24 protein-coding genes are annotated in these 20,891 nt (G+C 37.3%); 8 read left to right on the top strand and 16 right to left on the bottom strand.

Annotated elements, in window-relative coordinates; genetic code table 11:
* Positions 1-3: 3 nt before the first annotated feature.
* Positions 4-1,020, bottom strand: a complete 1,017-nt coding sequence (locus tag EC501_RS14345) for a thiazole biosynthesis adenylyltransferase ThiF (RefSeq protein ID WP_122972995.1) — start codon at positions 1,018-1,020, stop codon at positions 4-6.
* Positions 1,021-1,130: 110 nt separating this feature from the next.
* Between EC501_RS14345 and EC501_RS14340 the strand changes: the two genes are divergently transcribed.
* From EC501_RS14340 to moaC, 3 genes are read left to right on the top strand one after another with little or no spacing between them, the layout of a single operon-like run.
* On the top strand, positions 1,131-1,625 hold the full coding sequence (locus EC501_RS14340; protein ID WP_122972986.1) for a MogA/MoaB family molybdenum cofactor biosynthesis protein: 495 nt from the start codon (positions 1,131-1,133) through the stop codon (positions 1,623-1,625).
* Positions 1,622-2,209: a molybdenum cofactor guanylyltransferase gene (gene mobA, locus EC501_RS14335; RefSeq protein WP_122972985.1), complete on the top strand. Its 588-nt coding sequence runs from the start codon at positions 1,622-1,624 to the stop codon at positions 2,207-2,209. The genes EC501_RS14340 and mobA overlap by 4 nt, the downstream gene beginning before the upstream one ends.
* Positions 2,202-2,684 (top strand): cyclic pyranopterin monophosphate synthase MoaC, encoded by a 483-nt coding sequence (gene moaC, locus EC501_RS14330; protein WP_122972984.1) that lies wholly within the window; start codon positions 2,202-2,204, stop codon positions 2,682-2,684. The genes mobA and moaC overlap by 8 nt, the downstream gene beginning before the upstream one ends.
* 41 nt (positions 2,685-2,725) lie before the next feature.
* On the opposite strand, the gene moaA is transcribed toward moaC, so the two are convergent.
* From moaA to EC501_RS14315, 3 genes are read right to left on the bottom strand one after another with little or no spacing between them, the layout of a single operon-like run.
* Entirely contained in the window at positions 2,726-3,742 is a 1,017-nt protein-coding gene (moaA, locus tag EC501_RS14325) for a GTP 3',8-cyclase MoaA (protein ID WP_122972983.1), read from the bottom strand.
* A 21-nt stretch (positions 3,743-3,763) separates the two neighbouring features.
* Positions 3,764-4,567 carry a formate dehydrogenase accessory sulfurtransferase FdhD gene (gene fdhD, locus EC501_RS14320; RefSeq protein ID WP_122972982.1) on the bottom strand — a complete coding sequence of 268 codons (804 nt, stop codon included), beginning with the start codon at positions 4,565-4,567 and terminating at the stop codon, positions 3,764-3,766.
* 12 nt (positions 4,568-4,579) lie between these two features.
* A complete protein-coding gene (locus EC501_RS14315) occupies positions 4,580-4,927 on the bottom strand; it encodes a Na-translocating system protein MpsC family protein (protein ID WP_122972981.1) in 348 nt (115 codons plus the stop codon).
* Between the two features lie 601 nt (positions 4,928-5,528).
* Between EC501_RS14315 and fdhF the strand changes: the two genes are divergently transcribed.
* The 3 genes from fdhF to EC501_RS14300 are packed head-to-tail and all read left to right on the top strand — an operon-like array spanning position 5,529 to position 10,008.
* Positions 5,529-8,453, top strand: a complete 2,925-nt coding sequence (gene fdhF / locus EC501_RS14310; protein ID WP_122972980.1) for a formate dehydrogenase subunit alpha — start codon at positions 5,529-5,531, stop codon at positions 8,451-8,453.
* Positions 8,454-8,468: 15 nt separating this feature from the next.
* A complete protein-coding gene (locus EC501_RS14305) occupies positions 8,469-8,945 on the top strand; it encodes a helical membrane plugin domain-containing protein (RefSeq protein WP_122972979.1) in 477 nt (158 codons plus the stop codon).
* 16 nt (positions 8,946-8,961) lie between these two features.
* Positions 8,962-10,008: a P-loop NTPase gene (locus EC501_RS14300; protein ID WP_122972978.1), complete on the top strand. Its 1,047-nt coding sequence runs from the start codon at positions 8,962-8,964 to the stop codon at positions 10,006-10,008.
* Between the two features lie 180 nt (positions 10,009-10,188).
* On the opposite strand, the gene EC501_RS14295 is transcribed toward EC501_RS14300, so the two are convergent.
* From EC501_RS14295 to EC501_RS14240, 12 genes are all read right to left on the bottom strand, one after another.
* Positions 10,189-10,482 (bottom strand): hypothetical protein, encoded by a 294-nt coding sequence (locus tag EC501_RS14295; protein WP_122972994.1) that lies wholly within the window; start codon positions 10,480-10,482, stop codon positions 10,189-10,191.
* A 183-nt stretch (positions 10,483-10,665) separates the two neighbouring features.
* A complete protein-coding gene (locus EC501_RS14290) occupies positions 10,666-11,511 on the bottom strand; it encodes a metal ABC transporter permease (protein ID WP_122972977.1) in 846 nt (281 codons plus the stop codon).
* Entirely contained in the window at positions 11,457-12,164 is a 708-nt protein-coding gene (locus EC501_RS14285; RefSeq protein ID WP_122972976.1) for a metal ABC transporter ATP-binding protein, read from the bottom strand. The genes EC501_RS14290 and EC501_RS14285 overlap by 55 nt, the downstream gene beginning before the upstream one ends.
* Positions 12,165-12,183: 19 nt before the next feature.
* Positions 12,184-13,749, bottom strand: coding sequence for a metal ABC transporter solute-binding protein, Zn/Mn family (locus tag EC501_RS14280; RefSeq protein ID WP_122972975.1), 1,566 nt, complete (start codon positions 13,747-13,749; stop codon positions 12,184-12,186).
* 78 nt (positions 13,750-13,827) lie between these two features.
* A complete protein-coding gene (locus EC501_RS14275; protein WP_122972974.1) occupies positions 13,828-14,814 on the bottom strand; it encodes a ZinT family metal-binding protein in 987 nt (328 codons plus the stop codon).
* 149 nt (positions 14,815-14,963) lie between these two features.
* Positions 14,964-15,317, bottom strand: coding sequence for a hypothetical protein (locus tag EC501_RS14270; protein WP_122972973.1), 354 nt, complete (start codon positions 15,315-15,317; stop codon positions 14,964-14,966).
* Between the two features lie 64 nt (positions 15,318-15,381).
* The gene (gene rpsN / locus EC501_RS14265) at positions 15,382-15,651 is read right to left on the bottom strand and encodes a 30S ribosomal protein S14 (protein ID WP_122972972.1); all 270 of its coding nucleotides are present in this window, start codon (positions 15,649-15,651) and stop codon (positions 15,382-15,384) included.
* Positions 15,652-15,679: 28 nt separating this feature from the next.
* Complete coding sequence (rpmG, locus tag EC501_RS14260) at positions 15,680-15,829, bottom strand: 50S ribosomal protein L33 (protein ID WP_122972971.1); 150 nt, start codon at positions 15,827-15,829, stop codon at positions 15,680-15,682.
* Between the two features lie 34 nt (positions 15,830-15,863).
* Positions 15,864-16,970 carry a GTP-binding protein gene (locus EC501_RS14255; protein ID WP_122972970.1) on the bottom strand — a complete coding sequence of 369 codons (1,107 nt, stop codon included), beginning with the start codon at positions 16,968-16,970 and terminating at the stop codon, positions 15,864-15,866.
* Between the two features lie 283 nt (positions 16,971-17,253).
* On the bottom strand, positions 17,254-18,321 hold the full coding sequence (locus EC501_RS14250) for a polysaccharide pyruvyl transferase family protein (protein ID WP_122972969.1): 1,068 nt from the start codon (positions 18,319-18,321) through the stop codon (positions 17,254-17,256).
* The gene (locus EC501_RS14245; RefSeq protein ID WP_158599720.1) at positions 18,318-19,460 is read right to left on the bottom strand and encodes a glycosyltransferase; all 1,143 of its coding nucleotides are present in this window, start codon (positions 19,458-19,460) and stop codon (positions 18,318-18,320) included. The genes EC501_RS14250 and EC501_RS14245 overlap by 4 nt, the downstream gene beginning before the upstream one ends.
* Complete coding sequence (locus EC501_RS14240; protein WP_122972967.1) at positions 19,453-20,148, bottom strand: glycosyltransferase family 2 protein; 696 nt, start codon at positions 20,146-20,148, stop codon at positions 19,453-19,455. The genes EC501_RS14245 and EC501_RS14240 overlap by 8 nt, the downstream gene beginning before the upstream one ends.
* 168 nt (positions 20,149-20,316) lie before the next feature.
* Between EC501_RS14240 and EC501_RS14235 the strand changes: the two genes are divergently transcribed.
* Entirely contained in the window at positions 20,317-20,493 is a 177-nt protein-coding gene (locus tag EC501_RS14235) for a DUF2642 domain-containing protein (protein ID WP_122972966.1), read from the top strand.
* 14 nt (positions 20,494-20,507) lie between these two features.
* Positions 20,508-20,723, top strand: coding sequence for a hypothetical protein (locus tag EC501_RS14230; protein WP_122972965.1), 216 nt, complete (start codon positions 20,508-20,510; stop codon positions 20,721-20,723).
* Positions 20,724-20,891: the final 168 nt, after the last annotated feature.

Raw genomic sequence — 20,891 nt, 5'->3', positions numbered from 1 at the left:
CCTTTATCCTAATAAACGATAATAAATGCTTTTAGCTTGTTGTATATCCTGTATACCATGAATAACCACTCGTCCATCTTGGAAAACGACAACTCGATAATCTTGTGTTTGGTAAGAAAGTAAATAAGGATTTAGTTGAATATCACCATAAGGGCGAAGTTGATTAGCAAGCTGTTCTAAATTATAGTGAACCGGTTTAGGTGGACGAATTTGCACAGCATCTCTACCACATAAAATGTCTAATTTGGTTTGATTTTCATAGGCTAAATAAGGATATGTGGGGTTATGGCCACAGGATGGACAATTATCATTGCGCATTTTTTCCACATTTATTTCATAATGTTGATTTTTCCAAACATCAAAAGTTAAGAAAGTTTTCCGTCTTGCCCCTTCATCGCCGACTAAAAGTTTTAATACTTCAGCTACTTGGTAAGCTGCTACGATTTGGACAGCTGGACTGATGATTCCTACCGTATCACATGTCATCCCTGTGTTGGGCATGACTTTTAGCAAACAATGTAAACAAGGTGTTTTTCCTGGCACGATCGTATAAGTCGCACCATAACTACTAACACAAGAGCCATAAACCCATGGAATTTTATATTTTTGTGCCAAATCATTCATCATAAAACGAATATCAAAATTATCTGTCCCATCTATCATAATATCTACATCTTCAAGTAGTCCTACTAATTGCTCAGTATCGGCATCTAAAATTAATGCGTTAATTTCCACCTCAGAATTAATACGTTGAAGTCGATTTTTTGCAGCGATTACTTTCGGAACTTTTTCTTGAGCATCTTGTTCAGTATACAGTTGTTGTCTTTGTAAATTACTCCACTCAACATAATCCCGATCAATAATTGTGAACTTGCCAATACCTGCCCTAACTAGAGCCTCTGCACTAGCACTACCTAATGCACCTACACCTATCATCAAAACATGCTTTTCTTTTAATTGTTGCTGCCCTTTTTCACCGATTGGACTGAATAATTGTTGTCTAGAATATCTATTATCCATAAAGTTCTTTGCCTTTCTTTCTATGAATTTTCGTTTGACCTTTTCATTTATAGCATTATAATAAAAGCATTGTTTTTCAATAAACATTTAATTGAAGGAGGTCCTTTGCCTTGCATCCTACACACGCTCAACATCCTATAAGAGCTGCCATATTAACAGTAAGTGATACGCGCACAAAGGTGGATGATCTCGGCGGTCAACGCATTCAATCGCTTCTTCAAGAAGCTTCTTTTGAAGTAATCGACTACCAAATATCAAAGGATGAACCATCTGAGATTTCTAAGTATGTATTAGAATGGTGCGAGAATCAAACTATCAATACAATTATTGTCACTGGCGGCACAGGATTTACACCGAGAGATCAAACTTACGATACCATTGTCCCCCTTTTCGAAAAGGAAATGGTCGGATTTGGAGAATTATTTCGCTCTTTAAGCTATGAAGATATAGGCCCAAAAGCGATGTTTAGCCGTGCCACAGCTGGTAGTCGCGGAAGTACTGCCTTCTATTTGTTGCCAGGTTCCGTCAATGCAGTGACACTAGCTATGACAAAACTAATATTGCCAACTGTTCAACATTTTGTCGGTGAGTTGAATCGCCGATGAAAATTGCTGGAGTTGTTTTAGCTGGCGGTCAATCTTCAAGGTATGGCCAACCAAAAATGTTTGAATTGTTTGCTGGTCAGCCTTTGTATAAGAATAGTCTTAATGCCTTGCAGCAAAACGGACTAGTACCTTTAATAATTGCGACGAATGCTAGCTTGCAAAGGAACTTTGCAGAAGAAAATATCCAAATGATCATTGAAAAACAACCTCACCAAGGACCTTTGTTGGCATTGCAAAACATTATGACAAATCTCCCAGATGTTGAATGGTTTTTTATTGTAGCTAGTGATATGCCTTATATGAATGCAGATTTTGTCCAAACTATGCTTACATATATCGATGATCGATATGATGCGATTGTTCCTAAAACTTCTAGAATACAACCACTTGCTTCCCTTTATCGGCGCACCGCTTTACCAAAAGTAAATCTACTAATCCAACAAAACAAGCGAAGTATGAAAGCCTTGTTAGATCAAGTAAGAGTTTGTTATGTTGGATTTGATGAAAATAGCCCAACATTTATTAATATCAATACACAAACAGATTGGGCACAAACAGTTAAAAAGGAGTCTTACGATGAATAAATTTACTCACTGGAACGAAGAAGGTCGCCCTAAAATGGTCGACATTTCCGAAAAAGAAATTACCGAACGTACGGCTATCGCACGCAGTACAATTACACTATCCGATGAAGTCTATCAAGCGATCCAACAAGGCGATATAAAAAAAGGTGATCCTACACAAGTAGCCCAAATTGCTGGGATTATGGGTGCCAAAAAAACAGCCGATATTATTCCGATGTGTCATCCAATTATGCTACAAGGAACAGATTTCCAATTTGAATATAGCAAAGCCGATGTTGGATACGAATTACACATTCAAGCAACCGTAAAATGTAACGGTAAAACAGGCGTGGAAATGGAAGCCTTAACGGCAGTATCCATTGCAGCACTAACTTTTTATGATATGTGTAAAGCAGTTGATAAAAGTATGGTTATTAAAGAAACTTATCTTGTACAAAAAACGGGTGGAAAAAGCGGTACCTTTACCCGTCAATAAACAAAAAAAATCCGGCATTTTATTGCCGATTTTTTTTGTTTTTAACCACCGATGTGCGACATTTCGATTTTTGATTTTTTCCTTTTTTCCATCGTCTGTTCATTTCGTTCATCGGAATAGCGGTCAGTTCGATTTTCCCATACATTTGAAATACATTGGATGATGGCTGCATCGTCTTCCCCATTCCTTAACAACTCACGTAAATCCGTTCCATCTGTTGCAAATAGACAAGTATATAATTTTCCTTCTGCTGAAATACGAGCACGTGAACATGATGAACAGAAAGAATCGGTTACAGATGAGATAACACCGATTTCGCCTTGATCGTCTTCATACTGAAAACGGGTAGCCACTTCCCCTTTATAATTCGGCTCAACAGGTTTCAATGGGGAAATTTGTTGCACTTGTTCAAGAATTTCCTTCTTCGACACAACGTCATCCATTTTCCAACCATTTGAGTTACCTACATCCATATATTCGATAAAACGAAGAATATGTTGTTTATCTTTAAAAAATTGGGCCATTGTCACAATATCTTGTTCATTTTTCCCTTTTTGAACAACCATATTAATTTTCACTTGCAAACCTGCTTCTGCAGCTTTTTCAATACCTTCTAATACGGTTTTCACTTTTCCACGGTGACCATTCATTTCGAAAAAGCGTTCTTCATTTAGCGAATCAAGACTAACAGAAACTCTCGATAATCCTGCTTTTGCCAAATCATTAGCATATTTTTTCAATAAAGTGCCATTTGTTGTTAAAGCAATATCCTCTACTCCGGCAATACGATGAATACGTTCAATTAATGTCGGTAAATCTCGACGTAGTAAAGGTTCACCACCTGTAATCCGTATTTTTTTCACACCTAATGAGACAAAAATCTTTACTAATCGTTCGATTTCTTCAAAACTCAATATTTTTTCGGAAGGTAAAAAAGCAAAATCTGGGCCAAATATTTCGGCAGGCATGCAATATTGACAACGAAAATTACAACGGTCTGTTACTGATATCCTTAAATCTCTAAGCGGTCTTTGAAATTGATCTTGTAGATTAGTAATTTTTAATCTCCTTCTTTCATATTAGTGGGTTGGTTCAGGTAATATAATACGCTCTTTGTGTGTATAAATATTAAGTGTATTTTGACGAATAAAACCAACCGTCGTAATTCCTAGTTGCTCTGCCAATTGCAATGCTAATTCGGTAGGCGCCGATTTAGATAATACAATTTCACACCCAATTTTAGATACTTTTAGTAAAATTTCCGACGAAATCCTTCCGCTGAATACGATAATTTTATCTTGCATACTAATGTTATTTTGTAAGCAATATCCGTAAATTTTATCTAAAGCATTGTGACGTCCAATATCCATCCGACTTAACACAACCCCATTTACATCACATAGCGAAGCATTATGCACACCGCCAGTTTTTTGGAATGTGGCTGCCGATTGTTGCATCTCTTTCATTAAACGAAAACAATCATCTGGTGTAATACGAACATGAACATCTTCCATCTTTTTGGAAGCTAACGCATCATTTGCAAAGACGAACCCTTGTCGGCTCATACCACAACAAGAAGTAATGTAACGTTTGTTTTGAATTTGTTGATAGAAAGGATTTATACGTTTTGTTTTAATATGCACAAATCCTTCTTTTTCTTGATACCAAATATCTTCAATATCATCAAAACTCGTAATGATTCGCTCTGATGCTAAATAGCCTACTACCATATCTTCTACATATTCCGGTGTACAAACCATCGTAACAAATTCTTGCTGATTAATCTTCACTGTGACAGCGTGTTCTGTCACAACGCTATCCTCTACTTCTAACATTTTATTATTTTCAATCCGTATAATTTCTCGATTTACTATATTTTCCATAAGGGTTCCTCTTTATTCACTAATTTTATCCTCAAAAATAAATACTGAAATTGCCAAATCTTCTTCGACTTTAATATCTGAAAATAAATGGAGCAGCTTTGTACCCATCAATTCTTCCATACCTTCTGGAGTTTTTTTCGAATACAACTCTTGAATCATAGTTGTCCTTGAAGCATGAACCATTTTTAATCCTTCTGGTTTACTGGCAATGAATCTTTCTGTTGGTGTCAGATTACCATACAACGTTGAAACGGCCATATTTTCTACAAAAACAGTATGAATACGCTCCGGTCCTTTACCGAATAAATCTTTGCGCAGTTTACGAATAATGTCGTTAAATTCATGCACTTTTTTTGACATGTTGACGATTCTCCTCACTTAATTAAATTTTTTTATCGGAGACCACCCTTACAGTTTGTTAATAATATAGCAACTTTAAAAAAATTTAAAGTGAAAATATTTTTTGATAATTATTACTATTAACAAATTGCATGATAAATATTGTCCATTTGAAATGTAACCGTTATAATAAGGTGGTTACAAATGGAATTGAATTATTTTGATGCTTATGTCATAGTTTTACCAAATTCCGGTTGCACTATTTGCATAGGAATCATAATGATTGAATTCTATTATGAAATCTAAAAAAATAAAAGTAGATTGAGTTTTTAGCACGGCTTGCTAAGAATTTTATCCACCGTGATTAGACAGCATGAAAAGTTCATGCCGTTTCATGGTGGATTTTTTTATTTTTTAAACATGTCAACAATATATGATCACTTCGTTAATGGTTGCCCTTATCCCTTTATAAGGACACGATAAATCTGAAAAAGAGCTTAATTTAACCATTTTTACAATTTATTATCACCCACAACTAACTCACTAGACTCTTTTCGGCTTTACCATAAGCATTAACCTTGTGACATATAATTTTGTCAAATAGCAAAAGGAGGAGTTTACGTTGACTAAAATTAACATTAATGGCGTACCCTATGAAGTAGCAGAAGGAGCTACAATTCTTGAAACCATTAATCAATATGGCATTGAGCATCCACAAATTTGTTATGTGCCATCAGTTGACCCTATCCAAACTTGTGATACTTGTATCGTAGAAGTAGATGGCCAACTCGTTCGTTCATGTTCAACAAAAGCAATAGACGGCATGAATGTCCAACTTAAATCTGATAAAGCGAAAGCTGCTCAAACAGAAGCAATGGACCGCCTATTAGAAAATCACATGTTATACTGTACTGTTTGTGATAATAACAACGGGAACTGTACACTACATAACACAGCAGAAATGATGGAAATTGAACATCAAAAATATCCTTACAAACCAAAAGTGGAACCACATGAAGTGGACATGTCCCACCCATTTTACCGTTATGATCCAAACCAATGTATCGCTTGTGGACAATGTGTAGAAGTTTGCCAAAACTTACAGGTAAACGAAACATTATCTATCGACTGGGAAGCAGAAAGACCACGCGTTATTTGGGATGACGGCGTTAGCATTAACGATTCCTCTTGTGTAAGTTGCGGTCAATGTGTAACAGTTTGTCCATGTAACGCTTTAATGGAAAAATCTATGCTTGGTGAAGCTGGTTTTATGACTGGTATTAAACAAGATACATTAGATCCAATGATCGATTTAATTAAAGAAGTTGAACCAGGATATAGCGGTATCTTCGCTGTTTCTGAAGTGGAAGCTGCGATGCGTAGCAAACGTACGAAAAAAACAAAAACAGTTTGTACTTTCTGTGGTGTAGGTTGTTCCTTCGAAGTTTGGACAAAAGATCGCAAAATTTTAAAAGTACAACCTTCTGATGGTCCTGTAAATGCCGTTTCTACTTGTATTAAAGGGAAATTCGGTTGGGACTTCGTTAACTCTGAAGAACGTATTACAAAACCATTAATTCGTAAAAACGAAGAATTTGTTGAAGCAACATGGGATGAAGCATTAGATTTAATTGCTTCGAAACTAGGCGGTATTCAAAAAGAATTTGGTCCTGGTTCTGTTGGTTTCATTTCTTCTTCAAAAATTACGAACGAAGAAAACTACTTAATTCAAAAAATGGCACGTCAATTGTTTGGAACAAACGACGTAGATAACTGTTCACGTTATTGCCAATCACCAGCTACAGACGGTTTATTACGTACAGTTGGTTTTGGTGGGGATGCAGGAACAATTAAAGATATTGCGAAAGCTGGACTTGTTATTATCGTTGGGGCAAACCCTACAGAAGGTCACCCAGTATTAGCGACTCGCGTAAAACGTGCTCATAAATTACATGGTCAAAAATTAATCGTTGCCGATGTTCGTAAACACGAAATGGCTGAACGCTCTGACATCTTCATGCGTCCTAAACAAGGTACGGACCAAGTTTGGTTAATGGCCGTAACAAAATACATCATCGACCAAGGTTGGCATGATGAAGCATTCATTAAAGAAAATGTCCATGACTTTGGTGCTTTCAAATTTGTACTTGAAAAATACACACTTGAGTATGCAGAAGAAGTAACAGGCATTTCGAAAGAAACATTAATTAATGTTGCGGAAATGATTCGTGATGCTGACGGTACATGTGTTCTTTGGGGTATGGGTGTTACTCAAAATACAGGTGGTTCTTATACATCAGCTGCAATTTCAAACCTTCTATTAGCTACTGGTAACTATCGTCGTCCAGGTGCAGGAGCTTACCCTCTTCGCGGTCATAATAACGTTCAAGGTGCTTGTGACATGGGTACTTTACCAAACCTATTACCAGGTTATCAAAAAGTAACAGATGATGAAGCACGTGCTAAGTTTGAAAAAGCATATGGCGTGAAAATTCAACCGAAACCAGGTCGTAACAATCCACAAATGTTAGATGCGATTATGGAAGGTAAAATGAAAGCTATGTACTTAGTTGGTGAAGATATGGCGCTAGTGGACGCTGATGCGAACCATGTAGATAAAGTTCTTTCATCATTAGACTTCTTTGTTGTTCAAGATGTGTTCTTATCACGCACTGCACAATATGCAGATGTAGTTTTACCAGCAGCACCATCTCTTGAAAAAGAAGGTACATTTACAAATACAGAACGTCGTGTTCAACGCTTATATCAAGCTTTACCAACACTAGGTGAATCAAAAGCAGATTGGGAAATTTTACAATTAGTTGCGAATCGTTTAGGAGCAGATTGGAACTACAGCCACCCAAGTGAAATCTTCGACGAAATGGCTAGCCTTTCTCCAATTTTCTCTCAAGCAAACTACGATGTATTAGAAGGATGGGGCAGCTTCAACTGGGGTAGCCACGATGGTAAAGATACACCTTTACTATATGAAGATGGCTTCAACTTCCCTGACAAAAAAGCTCGTTTTGCTTTAGATGATTGGATGAAACCTGTTGAATATGAACCAGAATACGATTGTCATATTAACAACGGGCGTATGTTAGAACACTTCCACGAAGGAAACATGACAAATAAATCGAAAGGTATTCAATCAAAAGTACCTGAGATTTTCGTAGAAGTATCACCTGAATTGGCGAAAGAGCGTGGTATTGAAGATGGAACGTTATTACGTTTAGTGTCTCCATATGGTGCATTAAAATTAAATGCCCTTGTAACAGACCGTGTACAAGGTAACGAACTATTCTTACCAATGAACTCTACTAGCAAAGATTCAGCGATCAACTTCTTAACTGGTGGAGGTGCGGATGTGAATACATCAACACCGGCATACAAACAAACAAAAGTACGAGTGGAAGTATTGAAAGCAAAAGGAAAATCACCACTTCCTAGAACAAATCCAAGAAATAAAAAACGTCACCCACAAAATGGTGTTGAAGTACAACGGAAATGGAATCGTCCTGGCTACGTTCACTTAACAACAAATTAATGGAGGAGTGAAAGAATGGCTGCACCAATTAGTACGATTAAAAAGCAAGAATTAACCGAAGAACAAATTAAAGAACAAAAGTTAGAGAATTTAAAAAAGCTTCTTTCTGAAAATGAAGAAGCTGTAAATGAAATTTTCTCCATCATGGGAGAATTAAATGCGATTGGCGCCCTTGAAGCCGTAACAAAACTACTTGAGGCAAAAGAAGAAGTTGCTCATATCGTATTAGGTCAAGTAACTCGTGAACCTGTTACGAATATTATTAACAACTTAATGGGGGCTGCCGGTGCTTTATCGGCCATGGACCCAGAAAAAACAACAAAATTAATCGAGAGTTTAACTACTGGCTTAGATGAAGCAAATAAAGCGGTAGACACTGACGAAAAAGTCAGTGTCTTCAAGCTTGCTAAAATGTTAAACGATCCTGATGTGAACCGTGCCATGAACTTTGGCATTCACTTCTTAAAAGGGCTAGGTAAAGGCTTAAAATAGAAAGGAGGTTTTTGAAATGTTGACAAAGGAAAACATTTTAAATGCACTAAAACACGTAGAAGACCCGGAACTTCATAAAAGCGTTGTTGAGTTAAATATGGTACGTAATCTAAAAATTGACGGCACTCATGTTTCTCTAGACGTCATCTTAACAATTAAAGGTTGTCCGTTAAAAGCTAAGATTCAACAAGATATTGAACAAGCTTTAAAAAATATTGGAGCTACAAGCGTCTCCCTTCAATTCGGTTCTATGACAGATGAGGAACGTCGCACACTAACAGCTACCCTAAAAGCTCAAAACGTAACAGATCAAGGGATGCCTAAAATGTTGAAACCTGAATCTGGCGTTAAATTTATTGCTGTTACGAGTGGTAAAGGTGGTGTCGGTAAATCGACGGTTACAATTAATTTAGCGACTGCCCTTGCCCGTCTTGGAAAAAAAGTTGGTATTGTCGATGCCGATATTTATGGCTTTAGTATTCCAGCTATGATGAAAATCGATCAAAAACCAACAATGATTGACCAAACAGCAATTCCAGTTGAGAGCAATGGAGTGAAAGTCATGTCGATGGGCTTTTTCTCAAAGGATAATCAACCTGTTATGTGGCGCGGACCAATGCTGAACAAATGGATTCGCAATTTCCTTGCCAACACCCATTGGGGAGAATTAGATTATCTTCTACTAGACTTACCACCTGGTACAGGAGATGTTGCCATCGATGTGGCGGCAATGATTCCACAAGCAGAAGAAATTATTGTCACTACACCGCACAACGCAGCTTCTCATGTAGCAACACGCTCAGGTCTAATGGCTCAACATACGAAACATAAGATTTTAGGTGTTGTTGAAAATATGGCTTACTTTGAAAATGCAGATGGTGAAAAGAACTATCTATTCGGTCAAGGTGGAGCAGAAAAACTAGCAGATGAACTTCATACCCACATCATTGCTCGAGTACCATTTGCGAAACCTGAGGAAAACACAGGTTCTTCGGTTTATGATGAAGACTCAGTTGTTGGTGAAGTATTTACACATCTAGCAGAAGATATTGTTTATCGTTAAGATCAAATTGGGTTCGGTAATTAGACCGCCCCATAAATAAGACAAGCATTCAACCAGTTGTAGGATTTCCCTACGACTGGTTGTTTTATTATTTCCCCATAAAAAAACATCTTCTAATTGAATTCTAGTTTTGTAACCTGAATTCAATTAGAAGATGTTTATTTAAATGAACACATTCTACTAATTCATATAACCCGCTCTTCTTAAAACTTGCATGAAATAAAAGCGGTACGTATTTTTTACAAAAGTGTCTAATGGTAAACCAACATTCAATTGATATTTCGTAAAAATGAAATAAAATCGTTTATCCCATTTTAACCGTAACAATTCTCCTGCCTCTTCACCATATTTCTCTGTAAATTCTATAATTAAAGGTTCAATCATATCTTTGCAATAGTCTTTTAAACTTGCAAGAGCGTCGATATCTTTGTCCCTTTGAAAACGTGTAATCCAATCCGCTAATTGCTCGTCCATATTCATATCCATCCTTCTATCAATCTGAGTTTCTTCCTATTATATTATATCATTTTTTTACCCTTTTTTCGTGTCTCGTTGCTTCAGTATTTAACTAAATCGTTATGAATTAAAAGTATAGAAATCGCGACATTGTTTTAAACGTCGCGATTCATTCTACTATTTCTAGTATTCAATTAAAACTCACGATCCATCACTTCTATTAAATAGTTTCTCTAATTTTAGATGTCGCATGATGTACTTCAACAGTATAGTGAATGCAAAAATGATAATTAAAATAAGGGTAATCGAAGCCCCTGGAGGTGTTCCTAATTCATAGGAAGTGATTAAACCACTCGAAGTGCCAATTAATGCAATAATTATACCAAACAAAATGACACCATGAAAACTTTTACTCAATCGAAGGGAAATGGCAGCAGGCAAGACGATAACGGCAGAAACAAGTAAAGCTCCGATTATCGGCATAATGACAGCAATCGTAACGCCAGTTAGCACATTAAACAAAATCGACATCATTTTAATAGGCAATCCTGCGGTAAAGGCTGTTTCCTCATCAAAGGTGAGGACATACATCGGCTTGCGAAAAATGAAATATAATAAACCGATCATAACCGTCAGTCCTAACAATATCCATACTTGTTGCTTACTAATTGTCACAATAGAACCGAACAAAAATTGATTGATACTTAACGTTGCCCCACCGTCATTCAAACTCATTAAAACTAACGCTAGTGCCAGTCCTGCAGACATGATAATCGCAATCGACACTTCTGAATATGTACGATAGACGATACGTAAATATTCAAGCACAAATGCTATTACCATAACGACTAAAATATTCGTCCAAGTAGGATTGACACCAATGAGCAATCCTAACGCCACACCTGCTAATGAAATATGTGAAAGGGTATCTGCCATTAAAGACTGTCTACGCAAAATTAAAAACAACCCTAACATCGGTGCAATGAGTGAAATTAGGAAGGATGCTTGGAAAGCTCTTTGCATGAATCCATGGAAAAACATCTCCATGGGGACCCCTCCTTCTGTACCAGCTCAATATGTTTAGTAGCATAATGGCGAATTTGGTCATGATCATGGGTAACCATTAAAATACCTTTATGATGTTCTTTACAATTGTACTGTAATAATTTGTAAAATTCTTCTTGAGAGTGCACGTCCATTCCTGTCGTCGGTTCATCCAATACGAGCAAATCAGGATCTGTCGCGAACACACGGGCAATAGAAATTCGCTGCTTTTGCCCACCTGACAGTTCTCCTATTTTTTTATGGCGCATCTCCCACATTCCTACTGATTCCAGCGAGCGTCGTACATGTTCTTTGTCTTCCCCATCTAATCTTTTAAACCATTTTCCTCGTTGATAACGTCCAGACTGCACCAGTTCCAGTACCGTGCTTGGGAATCCAGCGTTAAAGGATGCGACCTGCTGCGAAACATACCCTACAACTAGCTTCTCACCAATGTAATTGGTTGGCGAGAGCCAGACGCTGCCTTTCGACGGCTTGAGTAGACCTAAAATATTTCGTAGCAAAGTTGTTTTGGCCGCTCCATTTTCTCCCGTCAGCATGACAAACTCTCCCGCGTTCACTTCAAAGGAAATATTCTCTAACACCGGTTCCTCTTCATACTGAAAGGCAAGATTTTTCACTTCAATATAACGCATAATCAAGCGACCTTTCATATTATTGGATACTTAACTGCAAAGCTTCCAAGTTTTCACGCATCGCATCCAAGTATCCTAAATCTTTTTCTTGCAGCTCTTCCGACAGCACTTCCAAATCATATAACACAGCCGTCTCTGTCCCTGTTTCCTCAGCAACCGTTTCTGCAATTGCTGAACTAGCTCCTTGCTGATAATAGATCACCGGTACATCATATTCTTTTACTAGATTACCAATTTCAGCTATACGAGAAGGACTTGGTTCTACTTCTGTCGATAAGCCCCCAATGGCAACTTGCTCCAAATGATAACGTTCGGCAAGGTATCCAAATGCTTGGTGCTGTACGACAAAAACACGATTTTCCGCCCCTTCGAGCGCATTTTCATACTCTTCATTTAAAGCTTGCAGTTCTTCATTAAAAGCTTTGGCATTCTCTTCATAAATAGCCTTCCCTTCCGGATCTGCTTCAATTAACGCATCCCGAATAACGTTGACTTGCGCTTGTGCCAATACTGGGTCCAACCAAATATGCGGATCATGATTTTCGTGATCATCAATCATAACGGAGACAGGTTCTGATTGGGCGTATATGTTTTCTTCATTATCTAAAAGGGCTGCCCGTACTTCGAAACTTTCTCCCGTTGTTTTAAACTCAAAATGATCTGTTTCTTGACCGGAGACAGCTTCCCATTCCTCATCCTGGCTTCCGCGCACGTACCAGCGCCAATTCGTAAAGTCCGCTTCTTCTTTTAGCTCCGCAACGAGCGTAACGACATCTCCCGTATGATAATGATCAGCCAAACCAACGATTTCAATCGGTTCAATATTGTCAATATTTCCATGTTCATGATGATGTTCGTCCTCATGACTGTCTCCATGAGCGTGGTCATTCCCATGATTATCAATCATAACTTTTACCGGTTCTGATTGCGCATAAATATTGTGTTCATTATCAAAAAGTACTGCCTGAACTTCAAAACTTTCTTTTGTCGCTTCGTATTTAAATTCAGGTCCTCCAACTTCTGGTACAGTTACCCATTCCTCGTCGGCACTTTTTCTTGTGTACCAGTGCCAATGATCAAACTCCACCTCTTCCTCTAATTCCGCAGTTAATTCAATTGCATCCCCTGTATGATAATGGGCCGCAACCCCTTGAATTGTTATACTTCCTGTAGTCTGCGGTTCTTCACCATCCTCATGATGATCATGTTCACTCCCCTCAGTTGAGTCAACACCATCTGCCGTACGTGCAATCACAAGATTATCGTTTTCTATCGTATTGAATAAACTATCTACCCAATGTTCCATCTCTTCACTGCTATACACAAATACATCTGCTTCATTAACCGTTGTTACGTCTTTTGCACTCGGTTCATAATGATGTGCATCTTCTCCTGCAGACACCATTAACGATACATCTGCCCGATCTCCTGCCACTTGTCGAGTAAATTCATACATCGGGTAAAAGGATGTAACAACGGAAAGCTGTTTATCGGACTCGCTTTCGTTCTCTGCAGAAGTACATCCGGAAAGAGCGGCACACGTAACGAAACTAAGGAAAATCGTTGTTAACCACTGTTTTTTCATCTTTCTTTCCTCCTAAACTACATGACCAAAAGTGTCATTTTAATCGCTCTGATTTCTATTACACTCCTTAACTATCTTTTAATGTGCCAGCATATCACGCACGAGATCTTCTGCATCTAAATTAGAAGGATAATACGTTGGCCAATTTGTCACTTCCTCTAATAATGCTTCCCGGTCATCTCCCCAATATAAGTGGTAATGGTTTGAATCAACTGGGAAAATATTATGATCACTAAATTGAATGTATTGAGGAGCTTCCTCTGATCCATCTACTAATTTAAAAATATATCGTACTCCTCTATTTCCTTTTTCATAGGTAAGGATTTCATATCCATCTGATGCGTACTCTCCTGAATACTCCTTTCCATCTTCAAAAAATGTTACGACATTATTCTCGATCGTGATGCGGTTAACATTCGTTTCATATCCTACTTTGTAGTATTCCTTGTACTCTTCTTCTGTCATATCTCCGCTTTCTGCTTTATGTGCAAACACTTCATCCAAATCTCCAGATAAAAGATAAGGATAGACCGATTGCCAATCTCCTTCCCAATCGGACAATTCACGCTCTTTTACTTGACTGTCTTCGAAATACCCATTATAGATTTGCTTACTTTCTTCGTCGTGTCCGTGATGGTCATCAATTACCACTTTAACAGGTGCAGATTGAAACTCCGGTTTGTCGTCACTACCATATAAAACGACTTTTATCTCTATACCATCCTTTGTTGCTTCGCCCGTAAAAGTATCCGTTTCCTGTCCAGAAATCGCTACCCATTCCCCATCACTACTTTCTCTGCTATACCAGTGCCAATGATCGGACTCCGTTTCTTCTTCCAAAACTGCTGTTAATTTAATAGTATCCCCAGTATGGTAATGATCAGCGATGCCTTCAATTGTTATTTTTTCTGGTGCCTCTTGATTCGTTTCTTCCCCTTCAGAATGGTCATGTTCCTCGTCTGTATGTACTTCTTCCTTAGTTGCCTCTTCTCCCGTTCCTTGGCATGCTGCTAAGAAAATGCTTAACAGTAAGATACTCGACAAACCAAAAAGTAATTTTTTCATTTTATTCTTCCTCTCGTTTAAATTGGTTTTTCCTCTCAAATTACAAAGCGTAATCATTACGTTTTAAAAATGCGTAAAAATTTTTAGCCTTCTCCTGCATTGAAAATGATTAACGTAATGATTAGCTATGTACTCTTTTCAAGTGGTCATTAATTCATGAACAAAAATAGTTGTTCTTTACTTTTTTCAGAAGATGCTCCGATCAAATGATTCGTATAATCAAACCATCTCACTTTTCTACAGCGTTCTTCTATTCTTTCATTCAGTTCTTCTTCTATTTCATTCATTAATTTTGCAATCATTGAGAAAGGCATATTAAAATGCCGGCTTGCTATTTCATATGGGGAATACGCTGTAAAAAGTTGAAGGTACTCTTCTGATGTATTTGATTTTTCAACTAGACGATCTTCCATGTCGATAATAAATTGATACAGTCTTTTCTTATTTTCAGGGAGTTTTTTTACTTCACTTTTTAATAATAATTCCATTAACCGGTCATTCATTGAATGTTTCACCCTTCGTTTCAGAAAAATAAGCATATTGCTTACCAGAAAATAAGCATATTGCTTACCAGCTGGATTTTTTCACGCCTGGTATTTGACCTTTATGGGCCAACTCTCGGAATGCGATACGAGAAAGTCCAAATTTCCGCATATATCCTCTCGGTCTACCCGTCAATTCACAGCGGTTATTCAAGCGGGAAGGAGAAGAGTCCCTTGGCAATTTAGCCAATGCCTGATAGTCTCCTTTTTCTTTTAACTCTTTTCGCAATTCAGCGTAACGGGCTACCATTTCCCTTTGTTTTTTATCTCGTACGACTTTTGACTTTTTAGCCATGCTATTTCCTCCTTATGAAGTGTTATAATCATTTCGTTTCTCTGTGTAATATCACTCGTTTAAGACGGGGACTATATTTCTTTAATTCGATGCGCTCAGGATTATTGCGCTTATTTTTTGTCGTTATATAATTTCGGTCTCCTGTCTCTGTGCACGCTAGTGTAATCTTCACTCTCATCAATTGTTCCTCCTAATAATCTATAAATTTCAAATTAAACATTCGGCAACGGATCCGGGAATTTCGTCCAGTCTTGCTCCATCTCTTCATTCGTTAGTAAACAGCGATTCAATGAATCAATGATTGCTTGTTGATCCATCTGAACACCAATTAATACAAGTTCATTCATTTTACTTCCTTCCTCTTCAATCCATGTACCGATTCTTTCCATACTTAAAGATGGACCTGCTTGGGAAAGTAGAATGGCTATATCGTTACGTGTTGCAAGCCAAAGAAAACCTTTCGCCCGTACGACTTCAACTGGCCATTCATTCATCCAGTTCATGAAACGTTCAGGATGCAATGGTCTATGACTTCGATAAACAAAAGATCCAATACCATATTTCTCTGTCTCCGGAATATGTTCCTGATTCAATTCTTTCATCCACCCTGCCCCTTGGCTAGCTGCTTCAAAATCGAACATCCCTGTATTCAACACTTCATGCAGATCGACATTCGCCTTTACTGTATGAATAATTTTTGCATCGGGATTCAAACTTCTCAGTACCCCGCTCAGTTCATTCACTTTTTCTTCCGTTAACAAGTCGGTCTTGTTCAATAGTAAGACATTAGCAAATTCGATTTGATCGATGAGTAAGTCGGCGATTTCCCGCTGATCCTCTTCTGTTACTGCTTCTTTTCGCTGGAGAAGGGTATCGCCTGAAGTAAAGTCATGCCAGAATCTATAGCCATCGACAACAGTCACCATCGTATCCAATCTGCAAAGCTCAGATAAATGAATGCCTAAACTTTCATCTGTATAAGTGAAAGTTTGAGCAACAGGTATCGGTTCGCTAATACCGGATGATTCAATCAAAATGTAATCAATATCTCCAAGTTCAGCTAACCTAGCTACTTCCACTATTAAATCTTCCCTAAGGGTGCAACAAATGCAGCCGTTCTGCATTTCCACTAACTTTTCCTCTGTCCGTGCAAATCCTCCTTTTTTCACCAAAGAGGCATCAATATTAACTTCGCTCATATCGTTTACAATAACTGCTACCTTCAGTCCTTGTCTGTTATGCAAAATATGATTTAACAAAGTGGTCTTTCCTGATCCTAAATAACCGCTTAGGACAGTTACAGGTATTCTCTTTTCCATTCCGCCTCTCCTCTTTCCAAAAATCTATCCATCTGCAAATCGTAATCATTACGTTTTACATCATATACATGTTTCCTCCATTTTGCAAGAACTTTTATAAAATGAAATAAAAAAATTTTTTGTTAGCATTCTATCTCTGTTCGAGTATCTGGGGCCACTCTGTAATGAACTACTACATGTTATAAAATCAATTCTAGTCCATTAAAAAACGCCAAAACCCTTGTAATTCAAGGATTTTGACGTTCAGCGGAGACGGCGGGAATCGAATCCACCTCTCCAAAAACTATGCTAAAAAATTTTTAGTAAATAGTGATTCTAAAAGTGGTTGGTATTTCTTTTTACTAGATTGATATTGTTCTAGTATTTCTTCGCCACTATTTTCAATGATTTCAATCCGCTCTAATATTTCCTTCGTTAGTTGTTGAGAGTCGGTAGAAACAACTAACTGTTCTAAGCCAAGGGACGCTGCATTATCAAATATTTTAAAGCGATAGCCTAATGCGATGGCTGGAACATTCGCTGCAAACGAAAGATAGTTTGCATGTAGTTTAAAATTAATCGTTGCTGTACATTTAGATAATTTTTCTATTAATTGCTGTTCCGTATACAGATTTTTATCTAGTATGACACTCTCTGGCACATTGATTTTTTCAAATAACCTATCACAGTGAGGTCTATCATCGCCCCATACCGAATAAATCATTATTTTATAACCAGATTCAATTAATTTTTTTGCTGCCTCAACTAACTGTTTCTCAACTAAACTTTCATTTCCCCCGTATAAACGATTGAACGTAGTCCCCCAGTTGATGCCAATTAGTTTTTCTTTTGCCTGAAGTTTATTCGGATCAGGCTCCTCTAATAATAAACCCGGATCCCCAATAATTTGTATTTTATTCGCCTTTTCGCTTCCGAGCATAATTTCAATCGCCTTTTTCGTTAAAGGTCCTCTTACCCCTACAAACAATGCCTTTTCAATTACTTCGTCTAATACTTCAATATCCTTTTGTTTGAAATTTTGTTCCATCGATAACAGTTGATCATTCATTAATAAATCTAAATTTTTCTTCTCAATCCAATCGATTCCTGAGCCCCATATCATGACTGATTTCCCTTTATGTAGGGCGTTTTGAAGGATTTGTAGATACCCCGGTAATAAGAGGGATCCACCTCCTAATATGACCGCATCATATTGTTCAACGTTTTTCATGTCGGTACCCGGAACTGACGGAATAATTTCGATCTGATCCTCATTTAAATATTCTTTACATTTGTCTCGAAAGATGTGCCATAACAATTCATCCCCTAAATTATTAAAGCCAATCCAGCCGATATATAGGAGCTTTTTCAACTTTCGGTTCCTCCCTTTGTTGTTTCAGCGTAAATTTTAATAATCTCCGTTGCGATTTTTTGTATATTGAACATTTCTTCTACAATTTCCCTTGATGCGATTCCATTTAATTTGAGTTGTTCTTTATTTAATAAATATTTCTTTAAATCGTTTCTCAAAATATGTCTGCTGCAAGGAGATTTGGAACCATGATCTCCAAAGTAATAGTTCCAAGCTTCATCAATATTCTCTTTATGCACCATTCCAAAATAACCATGGTTTCCAACTGCTATGACTGCTTTTTCTGAAGCCATCGCCTCAAGGGCAACGCGTCCTGTACCAACGACACAATCTGCCATAGAATAATAAGCATGCATATTCTTTTGTTCCCCAACGATATGGATAAAAGAATCTTTGCACGCTTTTTCAATGATTTGTGATAAGTTTTTTATGTCTCGAAGTTTATCGCCATCTCCGACTACGATAACGTGAAGATTTGGAATCGGATTTAATTTAAGATCCTTGCAAGCTCGTAAAAATATCGAACAAACACTGGCCTTTGCCCATGTAATCCTGCTCGCATAAAGGGCGACTGGGGAATCTTCCGGTATGTTCAATTCTTTTTTCAATTCTCCATATGTGGCATCCCGTGGATATTCCTCTAAATTAATTCCATTTGGAACTAAGTAAGGATGTTCGACGCCGAAGGACTTAATATAGTCGCATAACGGTGGACTTACACAAATGACAGCATCGGATAATTTTAGCAACTTTCGAATTTCGTCGTTCGGATAATAGGTGCCATGTACGGTTAAAACTGTAGCAATTCCTTTATTTTTTGCGGCCTTTCCCGCTAAGTATCCAGAAGGTGATTGATGGAAATGAACAACAGAAATTTGCTCAGCTTCAATAATTTCTTCAAGTTTTTCTATTAACTCTCTCTCATGTTTTTCCTCAAGATCTAGTGTCTTAGGAAAATCGATATGATAAATAGGACAATTTAAAGCTTCATAGGAGCTTACTAAACTCCCTTCTTTTCTTGCGGCAAAAGTAATAAATACATCATTTTTTAATAATTCTTTTGCCAAACCCAATACGTGGGTTTCCGTACCCCCAATATATAAAGCATCTGTGACAAGTAAAACCCTTTCTTTATTCACCTTTAGCACTTCCATAAAATTGTTTTGAACGCTGTTTTTCATGAACCCGATAGTAATATAATACGTCTCTTAAATTATCGATTTTTAATTTCGCATTTAAGAATTTGACGATAAATTCATAGTCTTCAGCACCAGTTATTCTTCTTGTTGGACCACCTAGCAAATCAAAAACCTTTCCACGGAATAAAATCGTCCCGTGGCAGATGCAATGCTTCCCTAAAGCATATATTTTTCGAATATCGTCCCCATAATATAGCCAATTAGCTTCTTTTCCATTTTCTTTATTGCCGTCAGTAAACGCCCGATAATTCGTTCCAATTAAATCGTAGTCTGGATTTTCCTTTAAAAAGTTCACTTGTTTTTCAAAACGTAAAGGATGTGAAATATCATCGGCATCATTTACTGCAATATATTCACCTGTACTCATAAAATAGCCGATATTGAGTGCCCCGGCGAACCCTGTATTTACAGGAAGATTGCATAAGATGATTGGAAAAGATGGATTAGAATTTTCTATCCATTGTTCTACTATTTTTACTGTATTGTCAGTCGACGCATCATTGACAAGAATTACTTCTATATTGTTGTATGTTTGGGATAGTAGTCCGTTTAAACAATCTTCAATATAAGGGGCTGCATTATAGCATGGAATAACAACACTAACTAACCCTTCTTCTCTTATCTTCATAGTTATCACCTCTAGATTAAACTATGTAATCTATTTCACATTCCTTGTGCAGAAGACCAATTTTAAAAAATATTTTAAAAAAGATAGAATTTTATGCACACATTCCCAAACAAATTAGAACGAGCAAACATATAATTCAACATATGTTATTGAAGAAAGGAGATTAACATGTGGCAACTTCGTTCAATTCTTAGTCCATTAGAAGGTATGACGATTGATATTACAACAGAATTCTCTACAGTTTCTGGAATATTAATCGAAGTGAAAGCGGACTATATTGTGCTCAGAACAACTGCTGATTTACTGTATATTCCGTTAGCAAGTATTAAAAGTGTAGCTTATTAAAATAGGAGGTGTTAATGTTGTTTGAAAACTATTTATTTAGTCAGCTTCGCAAACTAATTAATGAGGAAATAAGAGTTGCAACTGGCGAAGAATTGTTTACTGGAATACTCGTATCAGTTGATAACGCCATCCTAAGGTTACGCGAATCAACTGATGACTATGAAAGAGAAACAAGAAATATCGTGGTCCTTTTATCTGAAGTAAGCTTCATCCAAGTAGATGCAGAATAAGTTCAGATAATCCTTTCATGTAGTTTTTCGATCCATAGAAGTTGATAATTTTGGTTCTAAGTCAAATGTTGGGGTGAGCATTTAGCTCACTCCTAATTTATGCGACCCGAACATCTATATTTTTATATTGATGGTGTAATAACACCTTTAATCTGAATCGATCAAATC

The organism is Lysinibacillus halotolerans (assembly GCF_003711845.1).
GTDB classification, from domain to species: Bacteria; Bacillota; Bacilli; order Bacillales_A; family Planococcaceae; genus Ureibacillus; species Ureibacillus halotolerans.
The sequence above is the reverse complement of the archived record's forward strand: the minus strand, read 5'-3'. Positions and strand labels throughout refer to the sequence as shown.